Source organism: Acidimicrobiales bacterium (assembly GCA_035294085.1).
In the GTDB taxonomy this organism is placed as follows: Bacteria; Actinomycetota; Acidimicrobiia; order Acidimicrobiales; family Bog-793; genus DATGLP01.
The window spans coordinates 41,498-58,547 of record DATGLP010000004.1 but is presented as its reverse complement, the minus strand read 5'-3'; the positions used below and the strand labels follow the sequence as shown (position 1 = coordinate 58,547).

9 protein-coding genes are annotated in these 17,050 nt (G+C 73.1%); 1 reads left to right on the top strand and 8 read right to left on the bottom strand.

Annotated features, from left to right (window positions below; genetic code table 11):
- The first annotated feature begins 5 nt into the window (after positions 1-5).
- A complete protein-coding gene (locus VKV23_00905) occupies positions 6-1,763 on the top strand; it encodes a hypothetical protein (protein HLI14596.1) in 1,758 nt (585 codons plus the stop codon).
- A gap of 115 nt (positions 1,764-1,878) precedes the next feature.
- On the opposite strand, the gene VKV23_00900 is transcribed toward VKV23_00905, so the two are convergent.
- The 8 genes from VKV23_00900 to VKV23_00865 all read right to left on the bottom strand — a co-directional run bounded on the left by VKV23_00900 (position 1,879) and on the right by VKV23_00865 (position 16,943).
- On the bottom strand, positions 1,879-4,215 hold the full coding sequence (locus tag VKV23_00900) for a hypothetical protein (protein HLI14595.1): 2,337 nt from the start codon (positions 4,213-4,215) through the stop codon (positions 1,879-1,881).
- A 9-nt stretch (positions 4,216-4,224) separates the two neighbouring features.
- Positions 4,225-6,570, bottom strand: a complete 2,346-nt coding sequence (locus VKV23_00895) for a glycosyltransferase (protein HLI14594.1) — start codon at positions 6,568-6,570, stop codon at positions 4,225-4,227.
- A 7-nt stretch (positions 6,571-6,577) separates the two neighbouring features.
- Complete coding sequence (locus tag VKV23_00890) at positions 6,578-7,897, bottom strand: methyltransferase domain-containing protein (GenBank protein ID HLI14593.1); 1,320 nt, start codon at positions 7,895-7,897, stop codon at positions 6,578-6,580.
- A gap of 120 nt (positions 7,898-8,017) precedes the next feature.
- Positions 8,018-10,762, bottom strand: a complete 2,745-nt coding sequence (locus VKV23_00885; protein ID HLI14592.1) for a glycosyltransferase — start codon at positions 10,760-10,762, stop codon at positions 8,018-8,020.
- Between the two features lie 93 nt (positions 10,763-10,855).
- The gene (locus VKV23_00880; protein ID HLI14591.1) at positions 10,856-13,291 is read right to left on the bottom strand and encodes a glycosyltransferase; all 2,436 of its coding nucleotides are present in this window, start codon (positions 13,289-13,291) and stop codon (positions 10,856-10,858) included.
- Complete coding sequence (locus VKV23_00875; GenBank protein ID HLI14590.1) at positions 13,284-14,243, bottom strand: CoA ester lyase; 960 nt, start codon at positions 14,241-14,243, stop codon at positions 13,284-13,286. The genes VKV23_00880 and VKV23_00875 overlap by 8 nt, the downstream gene beginning before the upstream one ends.
- On the bottom strand, positions 14,236-15,615 hold the full coding sequence (locus VKV23_00870) for a hypothetical protein (GenBank protein ID HLI14589.1): 1,380 nt from the start codon (positions 15,613-15,615) through the stop codon (positions 14,236-14,238). Before VKV23_00870 ends, VKV23_00875 begins: the two co-directional genes overlap by 8 nt.
- Positions 15,616-16,136: 521 nt before the next feature.
- Complete coding sequence (locus VKV23_00865) at positions 16,137-16,943, bottom strand: hypothetical protein (protein HLI14588.1); 807 nt, start codon at positions 16,941-16,943, stop codon at positions 16,137-16,139.
- Positions 16,944-17,050: the final 107 nt, after the last annotated feature.

The window sequence follows — 17,050 nt, the reverse complement described above, 5'->3', positions numbered from 1 at the left end:
ACGCGGTGACCGCTCGTCCGGTCCGCCGACGACCAGAGCGCTCGAGAGCCCTGCTGACCTGGCTGGGCACCTGCGCTCCTCACACCGTCATTGGCCTCCTCGTAGTCGCGCTGCTCGCCTCCCCGCTGTACCTCACGCACCGAGCATTCGACAAAGACTTCACGAACAGCATCTGGCTCGGCTGGGTCCGAGGGACCGAGCTCACGCCGAGCACCCAGCTCTCCTACTTCGTCAACAGCGCCGGCACGTACGCCTTCGATCCGATCTATGCATTCTACGGCGGGCCCGTGTTCACGCTCCTGGGTGCGTTGGATCGCGCGCTGGGCGGGCACATGCTCGTCGCATTCGAACTGATGACGACCGCAACCCTCGCGGCCACCTACGCCGGCGTCTACCGACTTGCCCGTTGCTGCACCGTCCCCCGGAACCTCGCGCACCTTCCCGCGCTCACCTACGTCACCGGCGCCTACTACCTCACCGATCTCTACGGTCGAGGCGACTGGACCGAGTTCATGGCGATTTCGACTCTTCCTGCCCTCGCGGCAGCGGTCGCCGTCGTCGCACGGGACCAAGCGCTTCGCTTCACGCCTCTTGCCGCGCTCTTCGTCGCCACCATCGTGGTCACAGGAAGCCACAACCTGGTTCTCTCCTGGGCGTTGTTCTTGTCAGCTGTACTCGCCGTGGTCGCGCTCGTCGTCGGCTGGCGTCCTCGGCTCCCTCGGGCGAACGTGGTTGCGATCCTGTGCACGATGGCCAGCGCGATTGCGCTCAACGGATGGGCGCTCGTCCCCGACGTCGTCTACGGGGGGCGGACGGCGATAGCCGCCCTTCCGCGAGTTGAATCCACGCCGTTCTTCGACAGCGTGCGCGCGATCTTCTCCCCGATCCGGTACGTGCCGTCGCAGTCGACCACGCCTGCTCTCTACGTACAGATTCCGGTCATCTTCCTCGCGACGGCCGTGCTCACCGTCTTCGCCTACCGCCGAAGCGTCCGCGGGAACATGAGGCGCGGCCTCGTGCTGGCAATCGGGTTGGTCGCGCTCCCGTGCACCCTTGCCATGACGAACCTGTGGACCCACCTTCCCGCCCCACTTTCCGACCTCCAGTTCGGGTACCGCCTCATGAGCTTCGCCACCCTCGGCGTCGCTGGCGTCGTCGGCGTCGCCGTGCTCGCCTACAGCCGCTCCGCCACGATGACGCCGACATGGGCTCGCCGAGCCACCCTCGGTCTCTTCGCGTCGGTCGCTCTCGTAAACCTGGCCATGGCCACGGCGCAGATCTGGGTTCGGCGCGGAACGGACGGGTGTCCATCGCGCAGCTGCGCGCTCGTGTCGCCGCACACCGCGCCGCCGACCTGGTACGCAGGGGGCGGGAGCTACTCCAGCACCGCAGTACCGATCCGGCGCGTTGGCGCGGGCCGCGTACTTACCATCAACCCCGCGCGCATTCGCGGTGCTGGGAACGGCTACCGGGCCGTCATGGATGTCCCGCCTGGCCTCGCACCCATTCAGACGAACGTGACCGCCAATCCTGACCTCGTGGCGATCACTGGCGGCGTGAAGGTCGTCGGCCGGTCGGACGAGGACACCCTCGTCGTGCAACGCCTCCGCAAAGGTAGCGGCCCTGTGCTCGTCGACGTGCACACGGCGAGCAGCGTCGGCGTCGTCGCCGGGCAGACGCTCACCGATGTCGGCCTCGCGGCGACGAGCCTACTCCTCGTCCTCTACGTCGCTCGCCGATGGCGCGCGAGACGCCACGCCTGAACGTGGCGCACGGGTCGGCGAGCGCTCGCCCGCGTGCAACTTCCAAGGCGCGGTGCCGGTCGTCCAAATCTCACGAGGTCACGCTGCCCCGATCGGCTCATGGCCTCGTGCGCTTTCATCGCGGCACCCCGTCTCTCGCGAGCTTTCGCGTCCGTCCTCCACACGACGTACGTGACGCGAACATGGCGACCAGCTGTCCGTTCGCCGGGAGATCAAGTTGCACCGCGGCGACACGAGCCCTGGGCCTGAGCGGTCGTGCGGGACCGCACACGAAGAGCGTGTTGCCGCGGCGCCGGACAACAAACCCCTTCGCTGCTCGAACAGGACCCGCGAGAGGTCCGGCCGGTACGAGGTACCGGAGGTGGACGAACGTGTGCTGATGTGCACCGGCGACCACGAACTGCATCGACTCATTCATCCATGGGTTCTTCGTGACGATGCCGGGGCTGTCGTTCGTCCCGAAGACGGCGAACCCGTAGTCCAACGTGACGTCGAGGCGAGACGTCCGCTCCTCCAAGGCAACCGCTCCGTCACGCGCGATGACCCTGCGCCCGGTGATGATTCCTGGCGCCCGCGTCAACACGTAGCGGTAGTCGGTATGCAAGAGCTGGTTCGGCAATGGCCTCATAGCGGGAACGACATAGAGCATCGAGTTGTTCTCATTCGTATCTCCCGGCACAGACGCACGATCCCAGGCGACCTCGTCGACCTTGGCGTACGTGAGCATGTACTCAGCGATGGGATTGGGGGGCGCCTCGTCGAACGCCTCCACCTCGATGCTCCCCGAACGATGGGGCAGATGGCTGAGCGCGGCGCCGATCGCGGGGCTCAGGAAGAAGCTGTTCGAGAACAGCACTGACTCCTGCTGCAGCGCGAGCGACGCAGCCGTCATCCCGCCTAGCCCAACCAGCGCCGCGATCACTCGCACCACGATCGCGCCGGTTGCAAGTGCCGACGCGACCCCGACGGACATCATCACGACGAGCATCGGCGACACCGGCAGGAGGGACCGGTCCATGCAGTAGGTGCAGGCACGGCCTGCGTTCACGACGAATGTCGCTTCGTAGGCGGCGACTGCGGCCGTGCAGGCAAGCGTGATCGGCCAGATCCCGTACGCAAGCCGCCACTCCCGCCAGCCCGTCAGCGCAGTAAGCCCGAGCGCGACCGGGACCACGAGCAGGAGCAGCAGGAGCGCGAAGCTCTTGCTGCCCGATGTCATCGACAAGATGTCGTAGAAGCCGCGCGTCTGCAGCAGCCAGGCGGGGATCGTTCCCGCCGTAAGGTGGTAGTTCGGCTGGCCGTGCAGGTACCCGTGCACCGTGACCAGGTAGCGGAGGCCCCGCACGACCTGCACGGAGCCCAAGATGGCCGCTACTGCGACGACCAGCAGTGCTGCGCCAGGTGGCGCGAGGAGCGAGGCTGCCGTTCTGCTGCGGCGGAACCTTGAGATGGCCTTGATGACGACCAGGAGCGCCCCGGCCAGGACGAGGGGCGGCAGGAAGAGGGGATAGAGACCGAACAATCCTGCCAGCAAGATCCCGGCAACCACGGCATCAGCGACCGAGAAGCGCTCCGCGAGGTCCGAAGCCACCACGACGAGCGGGGCGATGAGGGCCAGCCCACAGATCGCTCCCTCGCTCCCGTCGAAGAAGAGCTGGAGGAAGAACGGACCACCGGCGAGCGAGGCACCAAAGACGGCTACCCAGCTCGGCCGCCGCAGCATGCGGTGTACGACCGCGACGATTCCAAGCGCGATGTCGGCATAAAAGGCGAGCATGAAGGCGCTCTGGGTGTCCGTGGCACCGAAGCCCAGGAGCCCGTCGAGGTTCGCCGACACCGGGTCAGCACTCATCTCCAGCGAGGTGTGCGCATACCAGTCCCAGTATTCGTGCACGAGGTCGCTCCACGGACCCGCGCTGTGCGCGACCGCCTGGCGGATCGACTCGTGGACCATCCCATCGGTCTGCATGACGTAGCCGCCCGCATCCGGTACCTGGTACGCGACCGGACCGACGCTGTGGTGCTCGCCGAGGAGCACGAGGGTCGGCGTCGAGACGGCGACGACGACGAGAACAAGCTTGGCGAGCGCGACCGGCCAGCTGTCGTGCCGCCGGCGCGTCACCTTCGCCCGGCGGTCGCCCGCTGGCTCGGGTGGACGCTCCGCTGCCGCACGGCCACGGCGGTGGCGGCCCGTCCGTCGACGGTAGAGCGCGGCCGCGACGGACACGGCCATCGCCGTCGGTAGCAGCCAGGGCGTCGCCCCCGCGGGCGCGAACCAGAGCGCCGTCGTGCAGATGCACGTCGCGAGGCACAGTCCGAGCACGGGTGCCATGGCGAGGCGCGCGGTGCGGTCGAAGCGCGCGCCGAGCAGCCTGCTCGGGCCGGCGCCGATGGCCGACAGCACGAACAGCATCGCGGCCTCCCGCGACGCGACCTCGAGGAATGCCGGCACGAACGGACCTTAGGCGAGGCAGCCTCGCGCGACGCTGCACCGATTTGCCACGTCGACGCGAGGTCGCGAGGCAGCGATCGCGTCGAGACGCCGGCGAATGGCGGCACCGCTCGCCTCGGGCGAGAAGCGTCGCCGGACGACCTCTCGCGCGACGCTCCCGAGGTGCGAGCGAAGCTCCGCGTCATCGTAGAGCGCGCGCAGCAACGAGGCGGCGTGGTCGAGGTCCGGCTCCGCCCAGTAGTAGCCGTCCGAGTGGCGGCGCGCGACGCTCGTCGGCTCGAAGACCAGCTCGTCGGGGACGACCTCGCAGATCCGGTAGCGGCACAGGAGTGCGTTCGCGCTCGACAGGTACTCCAGGTTGCCCGAGTAGCCGGTCGCCACGACCGGCTTGCCCGCCAGCATCGCCGCCGCCATCGCGGCCCCGAAGCCGACCGACCGATGGAGCGACGCGTAGACGTCGCACGCCGTGAGGAGACCCGCCAGCTCGCTCTGGGTGAGCGCTCGGTCGATGAGCACGCCGCCGACACCCTCGACGGCCTCGCGCAGGACGGTGCCTGCCGCGTTGGAGCTGGCGAGGTTGGCGGTCGAGACGACGAGGCCCACCTTCGTTCGGCGCTCCGCTCTCGTGAAGGCCCGCCGGAAGGCCTCGACGAGCCCGAGCGGGTTCTTGCGCGCGAAACCGGTGCGAGCGTCGAGGAACGAGAGGAAGACGACCCGCCGCTCCGGCCAGCCGACCCGCCCGAGGACGCCGTCGTCGGACACCGGGAGGTCCACGGCCGGCGGTACGACGGCGACGCGTGCGGCATGGCGGACGAACGCCTGCGCCGCGAAGCGACTCGGCAGCCAGATCTCGTCGAAGCGGCCCGCCCACGCGCCGAGGCGGCGCGACAGGAAGGGGAACGACCACTGCACGGACGCGACCAGGCAGGTGCCCGCAGGCCGGTGCACCTCGGGCGGCTCGACCGCATCGAGGTCGGCGCACCACACGACCGCGCGCAAACCGGGCACGATGCTCGAGAGAGGACCCTCGTCCCCTGCGATGCGCCGGCTCGCGGCGGGCCCGAAGGCGATCGCGCCGATGCCCCGCTCGCTCGCCGCGCGTGCGAGTCGGCGCGGCTCGACGCCCCCCTCCCGGGCGCCGCAGATCGCGAGGAGCGGCGTGGCGCGCCTCCCTCGAGCTGGGCGACGCGCGCACGCCTCGATGTGGCGCACGTACTCGTTGGCGACGACTCGGTAGGTGGCGTGGCGCGCGACGTAGGCGCGCGCTGCCTGCGACGCCGCCCGGAGCCGGTCGGGCGACGCCGCGAGCGAGGTCATGACCTCGACGAGGCAGGCCCGCTCCGCCCGCGGCTCGATCGGCACGCGCCAGCAGAAGCTCGCGTCGAGGTCGCCGAACTGCGGGAGGTCGCTCACGATCACCGGCTTCCCGGCACCGAGCGCTCGCAGGAGCGTCGCGCTCATCTCGCCGGCCGTCGGCCAGCGCAGCGACACGGCGATGTCGCAGCGGACGATGAGCTGCTCGAGCTCCCGAAGCGGCAGGTCGGTGCGGACCTCGAGCGAACCGGCGAGCGATGGCTCGGCCGCGATCGAGCGGACCGCCTCCTCGATGCGCGCCTCGTCGGCGCGCCCGGCGATGACCATGCGCATGCGAGGGTCGCGACGGTGCGCCTCCGCGAAGGCGGTCGACACCTCGACGAGCCGCTTGTAGTAGGTGATGCCACCGAACACGCCGAAGAGGATCGGCTCGCGACGGGGACCAGGGTCCTCCGGCTCGTGCACGAGCGGCGCCGCGAGGCAGATCCGCTCCACGTCCGCACCGGGGAAACGCTCGCGCAGGAGGTCGCGCACCCAGGTGCTGTGCACGAGGGTCCGGAGGCTCGCTTCGACCACCCGGCGGGAGCAGAGCAGCCGGAGGCGGTCGACGTCCCGGTGCTCGCCGTCGACGACGAGCGGGAGGGGATCGTCCGGCCCGATCTCCGGGCAGTTGTACTGCACCTCGTGGCGGAACACCGCGCCGTCGAGGTGCGAGGCGCCGCCCGCAATCGCGGCGTAGAAGTCGACGAGGGAGGGATCGTGCAGCACGAGCAGGCCGGGGACCTCGAGCGCCCTGCGGTGCACGAAGGCGTGGAACGGTGGGTTGTTGCCCATCTGGTAGACGTCGAGGTCGATCCCTTCGGGTGGGCACGACGCGCCGGCGAGGTCCACGCCCTCGGGGACCCGGACGCGGCCGAGCTGGCGATCGTCGACGACGGCGACGACGTCGAGGAGCTCGCGCAGCTCCTCGAGGAGCTCGTAGCTGTAGTCCGCGATGCCGGTGCGCTGGGGTGGGAAGGGGCTCCAGTAGGCGATGCGCACGGGGCCCTCAGGGCTTCCTCGCGAGCAGCGCGTAGTCCTGGGACTCGAGGAAGCGAGCGTTCAAGAGCTCGAGCACCGGCGCGAGGTCCCTCGCCCAGGGGGACTCCTCGTCGTCGAGGCGCAGCAGCGCCTTCCCCTCGGCACGGGTGAGCGGGCGCACCTCCACCGAGGTGAACCCCCGCGCCCCGACGAGGTAGGCGAGCAGACCGGGCGGCAGCGGCGCCCGGTGCGTCGGGTCGAGGTAGAACGACGAGGCACCAACAGCCACGTTCTCCGGGTTCGGGGTCTCGAGGAGCAGGAGGCCCCCCGCGCCGAGCGCGACGAAGGCACGGTCGAGGAGCTCGATGAGCGCACCGGTCTCGAGGTGCTCGACGAGGTGGATGGCGCTCACGGCCCGCAGCGAGCCCGCCTCCAGGCGGGCGAGGTGCGCGATCGCGTCCTCGAGCTCGACGCGCAGGCCCGCCTGCCGGGCCTTCTCGACCGCGGCTCGGTTCGTGTCCACCCCGTAGGCGTCGATGCCGGCCTCGCGAAGGACGCGCAGCCAGTCGCCCCGGCCGCAGCCCACGTCGAGGACGGGCCCGAGGTCGGGAAGCTGCGCCACGTCGGCGAGGTAGGGGCGGACCCGCTCCTCGATGAGGTGGGGCGGGCCGCGGAACGCGTACTCGAACGAGTCGTAGAGCTGCTCGAAGGCCGAGGGGGCGGCCTCGACGACCTCGCGAGGCGGCGGGCTGGGCAGCGCCCGTCTCAGGTCCGCGAGCACGAGATCGACCTGCGCCAGGCGAGGCCAGAAGTCCGCGACGGCCCGGTCCAGGCGCCGGGCGTGCTCCTCGAGGAGGCGCCGCCCGTCGTCGACGCCTCTTGCGAGCTCGCCGAGCTCCGAACCGAGCTCGCCGAGCTCCGAACGGACGTCGGCGATGCCCTCGTGGTAGCGGGCGAAGACCTGCCGGTGGACGAGGTCGATCTCGTCGGCGACCCGCTCGATCCGCTCGCGCAGGTCGTCGAGGCCGACGTCCTGGCGCGCCACGATCTGCTCGTGGCGCTCGAGAGCGACGTCCTGGCGCGTGAGAACCTCAGAGTGGTGCGCGAGGCTGCCCTCGAGCTGCCCGAGCCTCGCCTCGTACTCGGCGAGGCGCTCGACGAGTCCCTCGAGGCGCGCGACCCGACTGGCTAGGTCGTCGAGCGCGGCAGCTGACCGGCGGTTCAGCGCGACCTGGTGGCGAAGCATCGGCCAGGCGAGCTTCGCCACCAGTCGCCGGGCGAGCCGGTGGCGCGCGCCCGGCGGCACGGGCAGACCGAGGTCGACGTCCGCCACGCCTTCGTCGCTCACCGCCGCCACCTGCCGCTCACCATGGCCGTCGCGCGCTCCCCCGGCTCGCCTCGTCGTCCGGCGCGTGTGCGAGGAGCCATCCATCCCGCCACCGACGCGGTCGGCGGCGCCCCGGTCTGCTCACCGGCCGGCCCCGCCGCTCGGCGCGCTGCGCCCATCCTCGAGGCGCTCGACGCGCAGGCCGAGGCTGCGCACCTGGGCGCGCAGCTCGGCGAGATCGGCCTCGAGCCTCGTCACGATCGGGGCCAGGTGCTCGATCGCGAGCGCGAGCGCGAGGTTCAGCTCCTCCTGCGGTGCGTCGTGATGGCGAAGGAGGCGGATCACCGCCCTGCGCACCAGGCGCCCGAGCGCACCGAGGCGACTGGCGCCGCCAGGGTTCGGTCGGCGCCTGGCGAGCTCGATGAGCGGCGGGCCGGCCGGCGCCGAGCCCGGCCGGACGACGGACCCGGGCAGCGTGCTCGCGGCGAGCGGCTTGCCCGACTCGAGGGCGCGTCGGGCGGCGGCGTAGCGGGCCGCGACGAAGCGAGCACGCGCGTCGACCCCGTGACGCTCCAGTACCTCGCGCCGTGCGCGCGCGCCGCGCTCGGCGGCCTCCTTGGGATTGGCGACGACCTGCCGCATCAGGCGGGCCGCGTCGTCGAGATCGGGCTCGGCCCAGGGCGCGCCCTCGGGGTAGGGGTCGCAGCCGCGCGGGACGCTCCCCATCGTGAAGTCGACGAGGTAGGAGTTCTCCGCCGTCATGAAGTCGAGGTTGCCCGAGTAGGCGGTCGCGATGACCGGCTTGCCGAGCGCCATCGCCTCGGCCATCGTCAGGCCGAAGCCCTCCGCGCGGTGCAGCGACACGTAGCAGGTGCAGCCCGCCATGAGCGCGGCGTTGTCGCCGGGATCGAGGTGCTCGTCCAGGATGACGATGTCGGGACGGTCGCCCGCCGCGTACCGCATCGCCTCGAGCGCGGCGAGCCCGTGACGCCGGTTCACCGCCTTGATGACGAGGTTGGGTCCCTCGCCGGGCGAGAACGCCCGCGAGAAGGCCTCGATGAGCCCGATCGGGTTCTTGCGCTCGACGACGCTCAGCAGGTCGAAGCAGAACAGGAAGTACGGGCCGTCGGGCACGCCGAGGCCGGCGAGGTCGAAGGCCGGCGAGGGCTGCGGCGCGACGATGGGGAGCGGGTAGGCGAACACGGGCGTCGGGGCCGCGGCGGCGATCGCCTTCGCGGAGAACGTGCTGTTCGCCCAGACCTCGTCGACGAAGTCGAAGGAGTCAGCGAAGCGAGCCGGGAACACCTCGAGCTCCCACGCCCACAGCCCGATCGTGTAGCGGCCCCGGAAGAACTCCGGCCCGACGCGCCGGGCGAAGTTCGGCAGCTCGTCGGCGTTGACGCACACGAGGTTGACGTCGAGGTCGTCCTCGTCGCGGCCCGCGAAGGCGTGCTCCTGGCGGCTCAGCGGGGTCGTGTCGACGTGCGTCGCGTACGGGATGCCGGCGCGCTCGACGGCGGCGACGGTGAGGCGGCCGTGCTCCCCGGTCCCGGTCTCGGCCCGGAGGTAGCCGGCGATGCGGATCCCCGGCCGCAGCTGCGCCGGCTCGCCGGCACGTTCGCCGGCGGTCACCGCTGGCCGCTCGTTGCCTGCGTCGTCGTCGAGGACGAAGTGGTAGCTCAGGCGCCCCATCGCCGCCTCGTGGCGGGACCACGCCACGACGCGGTCGAAGTCGGCGCCCTCGGGCTCGGGGAAGGCCGCCTGCAGGTCGGGCCGCAGCGCCCAGGCAGCCGCGAGGTAGCGCGAGAGCCTCGGCTGCCCCGCCGCGGCGCCCGGCGAGGACGGCACGGCCTTGAGCCACTCGAGGAAGGCGTCGGCGTCGAGCGCGTCGAAGGGATCCGGCGGCGCTTCGACGCCGTCGCGCTCGGCCGCCACGAGCCCGTCGCGATAGGCGCGGCGCATCGCCCGGTCGAGCTCGAGGCCGTTCGCGAGGCGCGCGAAGCCGTAGGGGCGCTCGATCTCCCGCTCGTAGCCGGCCGCGAGGAGCGCCGCGCCGTACTCGTCGCACAGGCGGCGCAGCACGGCGTGCTCCGACAGCAGGATGCGAGGCCGCGGCCCCTGGTGCTTGGAGAGCAGGTGCGGCTCCCTCGGGCTGTAGCCGCTGAAGTGGAAGAAGCGCAGCGGCGCGCCCCCGACCGTGTAGCGGCGTCCGTCGAAGCCGAGTGGGCGGTGGTGGAGGTTCCAGTAGGCGACGTTGTAGGCGGGGTCGCGCAGGATGTGCACGTCGAACATGCCCGGCACGAAGTCGACCCAGCGCTGGTCGACGAAGCGCATGTTCGCCGGATCGACGACGCACTCTCGCCGGAGCCGCTCCTGCCAGAACTCGAGGAAGTCCTTCGCCGCCGCACTCACGGCGACGAAGCCGAGGTTGTAGATGCCCGAGAGCAGGATCGAGGTCTCCGACGTCGTCTTGCCGTCGCGAGGCATCGGCTCGAGCACGTGGGGCGTGAGGACGATGCCGTGTGCGCGCGCGAGGCGGCCGACCTCGTCGATCGGGGCGTAGCAGTAGATGTCGGGGTCGAGGTAGACCGCGGCGTCCGCGCCCCCCTCGAGGAGCGTGCGCAGCAGCCAGGGCTTGACGGCGGTCGAGAGCTCCATGACCTCGTAGATGGCCGCCATGCGGTGCGGCTCGCCGGCCTCGAGGCCGATGTCGTCGAGCCGGAGCACGGCGAAGGGCTCGGCGGACTCGTCGACGGCCTCGTCGACGTCGTCGATGACGAGCGTCGTGAAGGGCGCGCCCGGGTGGTGCTCGGCGAAGGAGCGGGCGAGGACCCGCGCCGCGGGGAGGTAGTTGCGGGCGATGATCGTGCAGGCGTGGATCGTCACGAGCGAGGCTCCGATGCGGCGTCGGGGCGCGCCAGGGCGCTCGCGTAGGCTACCCGAGCGGCGCCGAGCCGGCACGGAGCCCGCACCGGCGCCCTACAGCATCCGGCGCAGCGCTGCCGGCACCTTGCTGCGGTAGCCGCGCCGGCGCAGCTGCTCGATCGAGGCGATGCGCGCGGCGAGCAGCTCGCCGACCCGCTCGACGCCGACGCGCTCGAGCACGCGCTCGCGCGCCCGACGGCCGACGGCCTCGGCCTCCTCCGGTGCCGCCCAGATGCGCCGCAGCGCCTCGGCCGCGGCCTCGAGGTCCGGCTCAGCCCAGGTGTCGTCCGGATCGTACGGCGGGGCGCCCTCGCCGACCGGGACGCGCGCAGCGGGAACGAGGTAGGCGGTCTGTGCGTCCATGAAGTCGAGGTTGCCCGAGTAGGCGGTGGCGACGACCGGCCGGCCGAGCGCCATCGACTCGGCCATCGCCATCCCGAAGCCCTCGGCGCGGTGGAGCGAGACGAAGGCGAGCGCCCCGGCCAGCAGCGCGCCCCGCTCGGCGGCCTCGAGGTGGGCGTCCACGACGCGCACGTCGGGGTGGTCGCTCGCGGCGAGCAGGAGCGCCTCGAGCTCGCCGGGGCGGCGCGCCCCGTTGACGCTCTTCAGGACGAGGAGCGGACCCTCGCCGGGCCGGAAGGCGCGCCGGAAGGCGGCGAGCACCCCGAAGGGGTTCTTGCGGCGCACGCAGCTCAGGAAGTCGAAGGCGAAGAGCAGGTACGGGCGGTCGATGCGCAGGCGGGCGGGGTCGAAGTCGCGATCCACGGGCGGCGCGTCGACCGGGTAGGGCACCGTGTGGACCGCCCGGTCGACGAAGGGCTCGACCGCCCGGCGCACGTGCGAGCTCGGCACCCAGATCTCGTCGACGAGCGCGGCGTGGCGCGCCATGCCCACTCCGAGCTGCTCGGTCTCGTAGACCCAGGCCCCGACGGTGTAGCGCCCCTCGAAGAACTCGGGCCCGACGACCGAGGCGAAGCCGAGGAACTGGTCGGCGCTCACGAAGACCACGTTGATGCGCCGGTCCGCCCGCCCGAGCGCGGCGCTGGCGCGCCTCGCGCTCCCGGCCTCGGTGCGCCCGAGGGGCACCGCGCTCGTCGCGACGCCGCGGGCCTCGAGCGCCTCGAGCGTGCGACGGGCCACCTCGCCGAGGCCGACGTCCGCGTGGAGGTAGCCGGCGACGGCGACGCCCGCGGCGAGGTCGCCCGGCGGCGCGCACACGACGCCCGTCGGCGCGCGCCACCACGGCGTCGCGGCGAGGGCGTCCGCGAGCCCCCTCGGCACCCGTTCCTCGGCGAGGCCGTGCTGCTCCACCCAGACGCGAAACGCCGCGGCGTCGACCGTCCCGACGCGCGGGAAGTGCCAGCGCAGGTCGATGCGGCGCCGGTGGAGCTCGGCGAGGAAGCGCGGGAGGACCGGCATCTCGTGGTCCGTCGGGTCCGCGCTCGCGAGGAAGGCGTAGAAGCGAGCCGGGCCCGCGTCGTCGAAGGGATCCGGGGGGTGCTCGCCCCCCTCGTCGAGCGCGCGGGCGAGGGCCGAGCGGTAGCAGCGCCGCATCGCGGCGGTGAGGCGCGCGCCGTCGCCGAGGCGCTCGCCCGGCGGCGGGTTCCCCGCCGGCGCGCCGGCGTGGGCGGCGAGCGCCGCGCGCCGCTCCCTGCACAGCTGGGCGATCGCCCGGTTGGCGCTCGCGAGCGCCCGGGGGCGGCTCCCCGCCCAGGTGCTGAGCAGGTGCGCCTGGTTCGGGTCGAACCCCGCGAAGTGCACGGTCCGCACGGGGCGGCCCTGGGCCGTCACGCTCGAGTCCGCCGCGAGCTCGAGGCCGCGCTCGGCCGCGTTCCAGTAGGCGATGCCGTGGCCCGGGTCGCGCAGCACCGCTGCACCGAGTGCGCCGGGCGCGAGGTCGAGGAAGGGCGCGCCTCGGCTCGGCTGCGCGCCCTCTTGGGCAACGGCGCGGCGCATCGCGGCGAGCCACCAAGCGGCGAAGGCCGCTCCCCGCTCCCCCGGCGCCACCGCCACGATGCCCGGATCGAAGGCACCCGCCGCGGCGACCTCCGCGGGGCTCGGCGTCCGCCCGTCCTCGGGCACCGGCGCGAGGAGGCGGGCGACGAGCGTGGCCGGGTGCCGGTCGAGCGGCGCCACGAGCGCCTCGAGCGCACCGAGGAGGGCGACCTCCGGAGCCAGGTAGCAGACAGGGCGCCCCGGCTCGCTCGCGAGCAGCGTCGCGACGAACGCCGGCGCGAGCGCCGCGGCGAGGTCGGGTCCCTCCGCGCAGGCGACGAACTCGTGGACGTCCGCCTCGCTGGCGAGGCTGGCGAGGCTCGCCGCGACCACGCCCGCGCCGCGCAGCGCCGAGGACGGCTCACGCTCCACGAGCAAGAGCCGGAGGCGCTCGCCCGGGTAGACCTTGGCGACCGCGTCGTCGAGCGCGCGCGCCGCCGGCAGCTGTTCGGCAACGGCCGCGCAGCAGATGACCGGCGGCGCCGCATCAGCCATCGGTGGACGCGGGCTCGCGCGGGCTGCGCTCGAGGCCCGCGAGCCGCCCCCGAGCCACGACCTTGAGCGCCATCTTGCGCGTCGCCTCGTCGATCATCTCCCCGGCGAAGCGCACGGCTCCGCGCCCATCGACCGCGGCGGCACGGTCGAGCGCGACCACGACGTCGTGGGCCCGGTCGAAGTCCTCCTGGCTCGGCGTGAAGACCTCGTTGAGCACCGGGACCTGGTCGGGGTGGATCGCCCACTTGCCGTCGTAGCCGAGGGCGAAGCTGCGCTCCGCGAGCACCCGCAGCCCCTCGAAGTCGCCGAGGCGCAGGTAGGGCCCGTCGATCGCCTGGATGCCGGCCGCGCGGGCGGCGACGAGGATCGAGGCGAGCGCGAAGTGGAAGACGTCCCCCGGGTACCTCGGCGACGGCTCGCCGCCGGTGAGCGTCGGCATCTGCAGCGAGGCCGCGAGATCGGCGGGCCCCAGGACGACCGCCTCGAGCCGGCGCGACGCCCGGCAGATCTCGCCGACGTGGGCGAGCGCCTCGGCGGACTCGATCTGCACCTCGATGCCCGTGCGCCCAGGAGGAAGGCCGCACTCCCGCTCGACCTGGGTGAGCACGAGGTCGAGCGCAACCACCTGCGCAGCGCTCTCGGCCTTCGGCAGCATCACCTCGTCGAGGCGCTCGCCCGCCCGCCCCACGACCTCCTGGACGTCGCGCAGCGTGTGCTCGGAGTCCCAGGCGTTCAGCCGAACGCAGAGCACGCGGTCGTTCCAGGCGAGCTCGCGGATCGCCTCGACCACCTTGCGGCGCGCGTCGGCCTTCTCGCCGGGTGCGACCCCGTCCTCGAGGTCGAGGAGGATCATGTCGGCCGGGACCTGCGGTGCCTTCTCGAGGAAGCGCTCGCTCGAGGCGGGCACCGAGAGCACCGACCGCCTCGGCAGGTGCACGCTGCGCTCAGACACGTCCTCCTCCTCCACGGGCGACGACCCCGCGCCCGTCGCTCACCTCGAGCTCGGCTCGAGCGACGGCGCCGGGCTCGAGGTGGTGCAGCCAGGCCACACCTTCTTGCACTGCGGTTGCGATCAGCACGTGTCGCCCGGCGACGAGCGGGGCAGGAACCCAGGTCGTGACTTCTCGAACGCAGCGCGGCGGGATGGGGTAGGGCAGCAGGATCCGCCGGGCGCGCTCCCACGCCGCGCTGCCCCCGTCCTGCCAGGCCAGGACGAGGTGGACGGGGGCCGGCTCCCCGCTCGACAGGCGGGCCGTGGAACCGTTCTCGACGGTGACCCGCACCCCGAGAGGCTCGCCCGCCGCCGCGGCCCGGCGCGAATGCGTGAACGCGACCTTGCGCAGCACGATCCTTCGGAGCTCGCCATCCGCCAAGGCGAGCATCGGGAGCCGCGCCCGACGCGAGCGCAGGTGGCCCCACAGGCCACTCGAGTACCAAGGTCCGACGTAGTGCCCGGCGACCGAGCCGGGCTGGTGGACACCCGCTCGCTCGACCTCGTCAGCTTGGACGAAGAAGGCGTTCACGCCTGCTGAGTCGCACCCGACGAGCGCCAGTCCAGCGCGGCGCGCGAGCTGGGCGAGGGCGAGCAGGCTGGCGCCGTGCCGGAACGTCCCGTCCCAGACGGCCTCCGCTCGGTAGGGGCACGTCCACCACTGGCTCGGCCAGAACACGGCGTTGTACTCGGCAACGAGGATGCGCGGCGCGAAGGACCGCAGCAGCGCGTCGAGAATCCAGAAGTCGTTGCCGTCGATGTCGACGACGAGGAGGTCCGGTCGTGCCGGCACGTTCGCCTGCTCGAGGACCCCGACGATCGTCTCGCGCCTCGCCGCCGCGGTGACGACGCGCACGTCCGGCCCCGCGATGCGGCGCGCGCGCAGCACACGCGAGGGGTCGGCCTCGAGCCAGACCCCGGACCAGCCGCCCTCGGCGAGCAGTCGCGTGCAGTTCTCGCTCCCGTCCGAGGCGCCGATCTCGACGAAGAAGCGATTGGTGACGCCAATGCGCTCGAACAGGCCAGCGAGGATCCCATCCTCGCCGTTCTGCGAGTAGACGCGCCGCTCGGCGGCCCGCAGCCACGACGGGCTCGCCCGTTCGCGCTCGGACTCGATGCGCCAAGCCCGCCGCAGGCGTCGGAGGTTCGCGCGCGCGACGACCTCCCGCCCCACCGGAACCTGGCCGAGGACCCCCTCGGCACCGAGCTCGAGGCGGGCGAGCAGCCCACGCAGCCAGCGCAGCGGCCACCGCCACCTCGTCGCGTCGAGCTCCCGGCGCAGGACGCGCGGCGCGCCCGGCTCCGCCACGGGCACCGCAGCGCCGACGCTCACCGTCGGGATCCTAGGCCGAGGTCCGCAACCGGCGAGGAGCTCGGCGGGGACGAGCCGGTCCCTGATCGGCCCACGAGGCGCTCGGGCTGGCCGGCGACGAACCCGCGGCGCAGCCGCTGTCCACGCCGAGCAGGTGACCTCGGCGCGCCCGGTCAGGTGGCGGAGGGAGGAGACTGCTTCTCCCACCCGGCCGAGCGGGAGGAGCGCCGGACGGGCGAGCTCGCGCCTCGGCCCCCGCGACGGCGACTTCCCCCTGGCAGGAAACCCAGGATCGGGGAAGGAGCTTCGTGATGGCGGGCTGCGGTAGCCGCCCCGTGATCACCTCGAGCCCGAGGTCGGCGAGGCCCTCGGCAGGCGCGCACGGGCGGCTCCGACGAGGAGGGTCGTCTCCTCGTCGCGGCACCTGTGCCGGAGCAGGTCCGCCGCCTCGCGCGTGCTCGGCGTAGTGGCCGCCGGAGGCCTCGTGCGCCACGAGGTGGACGGCGGACCGGAACCGCACCGGAGCGGACCCCGCGCCCCGTTCAACCTCCCGGTCCGAGCAGCTCCGGCGGGGACGGACAGCTCGGGCGCGCGAGGCCGACCGCCGGGGTCGCCGGCCCGCTCGGACCGACGACGGCGGCGAGGCGCGCGGCGGGCACGAGGAGGCCGCCGGCGCCGAGCACCACCGCGCCCGTCTCGGCGGGGGCGGGCGGCACGGCCCCGAGGCGCGCGAGGACCGAGGCGAAGAGCGCCTCGGGGAGCAGCCGGCCCTCACCGACGAGGGCCCAGAGCGAGAGCCCGGCCACGAGCGCCCCGGTTGCGACGGCCCGGTCGAGGCCCCATACGACCACGCCCGAGCGCCCAGCGGCGCGCGCCTCGACGAGCGCGAGCGTCGCGCCCTCGAGCGCCTCGCCGAGCGCTGCGGGGCTGCGGTGCGCGACCGGTGAGCCGCCGCCGCGCCGCCAGCGCGCGCCCGGCGACCCGACGAGGCGGACCTCGAGGTCGGGGCGCTGCGACACGGCGAGCGTCACCCGGTCCGTCGCCGCCGCGACGACCGTCGCTCCGGACGGCAGCGACGCGGCGAGCTCGTCGCTCGTCGAGTCCCCGGCGAGGCGCGACGCGGCGAGCGATGCCGCCGCGGCGACGTCGTCAGCCACGAGGAGGCGGGCAGCCAGCCACCACAGCGGGCCGACGGACGGGTGGGCCTCGAGGAGGCGCCGTGCCCCGGTGAGAAGCGCCCTGCGGTCCGAGCCCAGCGCGCCGAGCGCCGAGGCGGCCTCCTCGGCGAGCACCCCCGCGTCAGCCTCCCCCACCTCGGCGAGGTGACGGAGCTGCTCGATCGGGTGCACGCCGCAGGGTACCTGGAGGACGAGGCCGGGACCAGCACGCGCCGCGCCGGAAGCGCCCGTGCGGACAACGATGCTTTGTCCGCGAGTCGCCTGATTCTTCGGGTCCT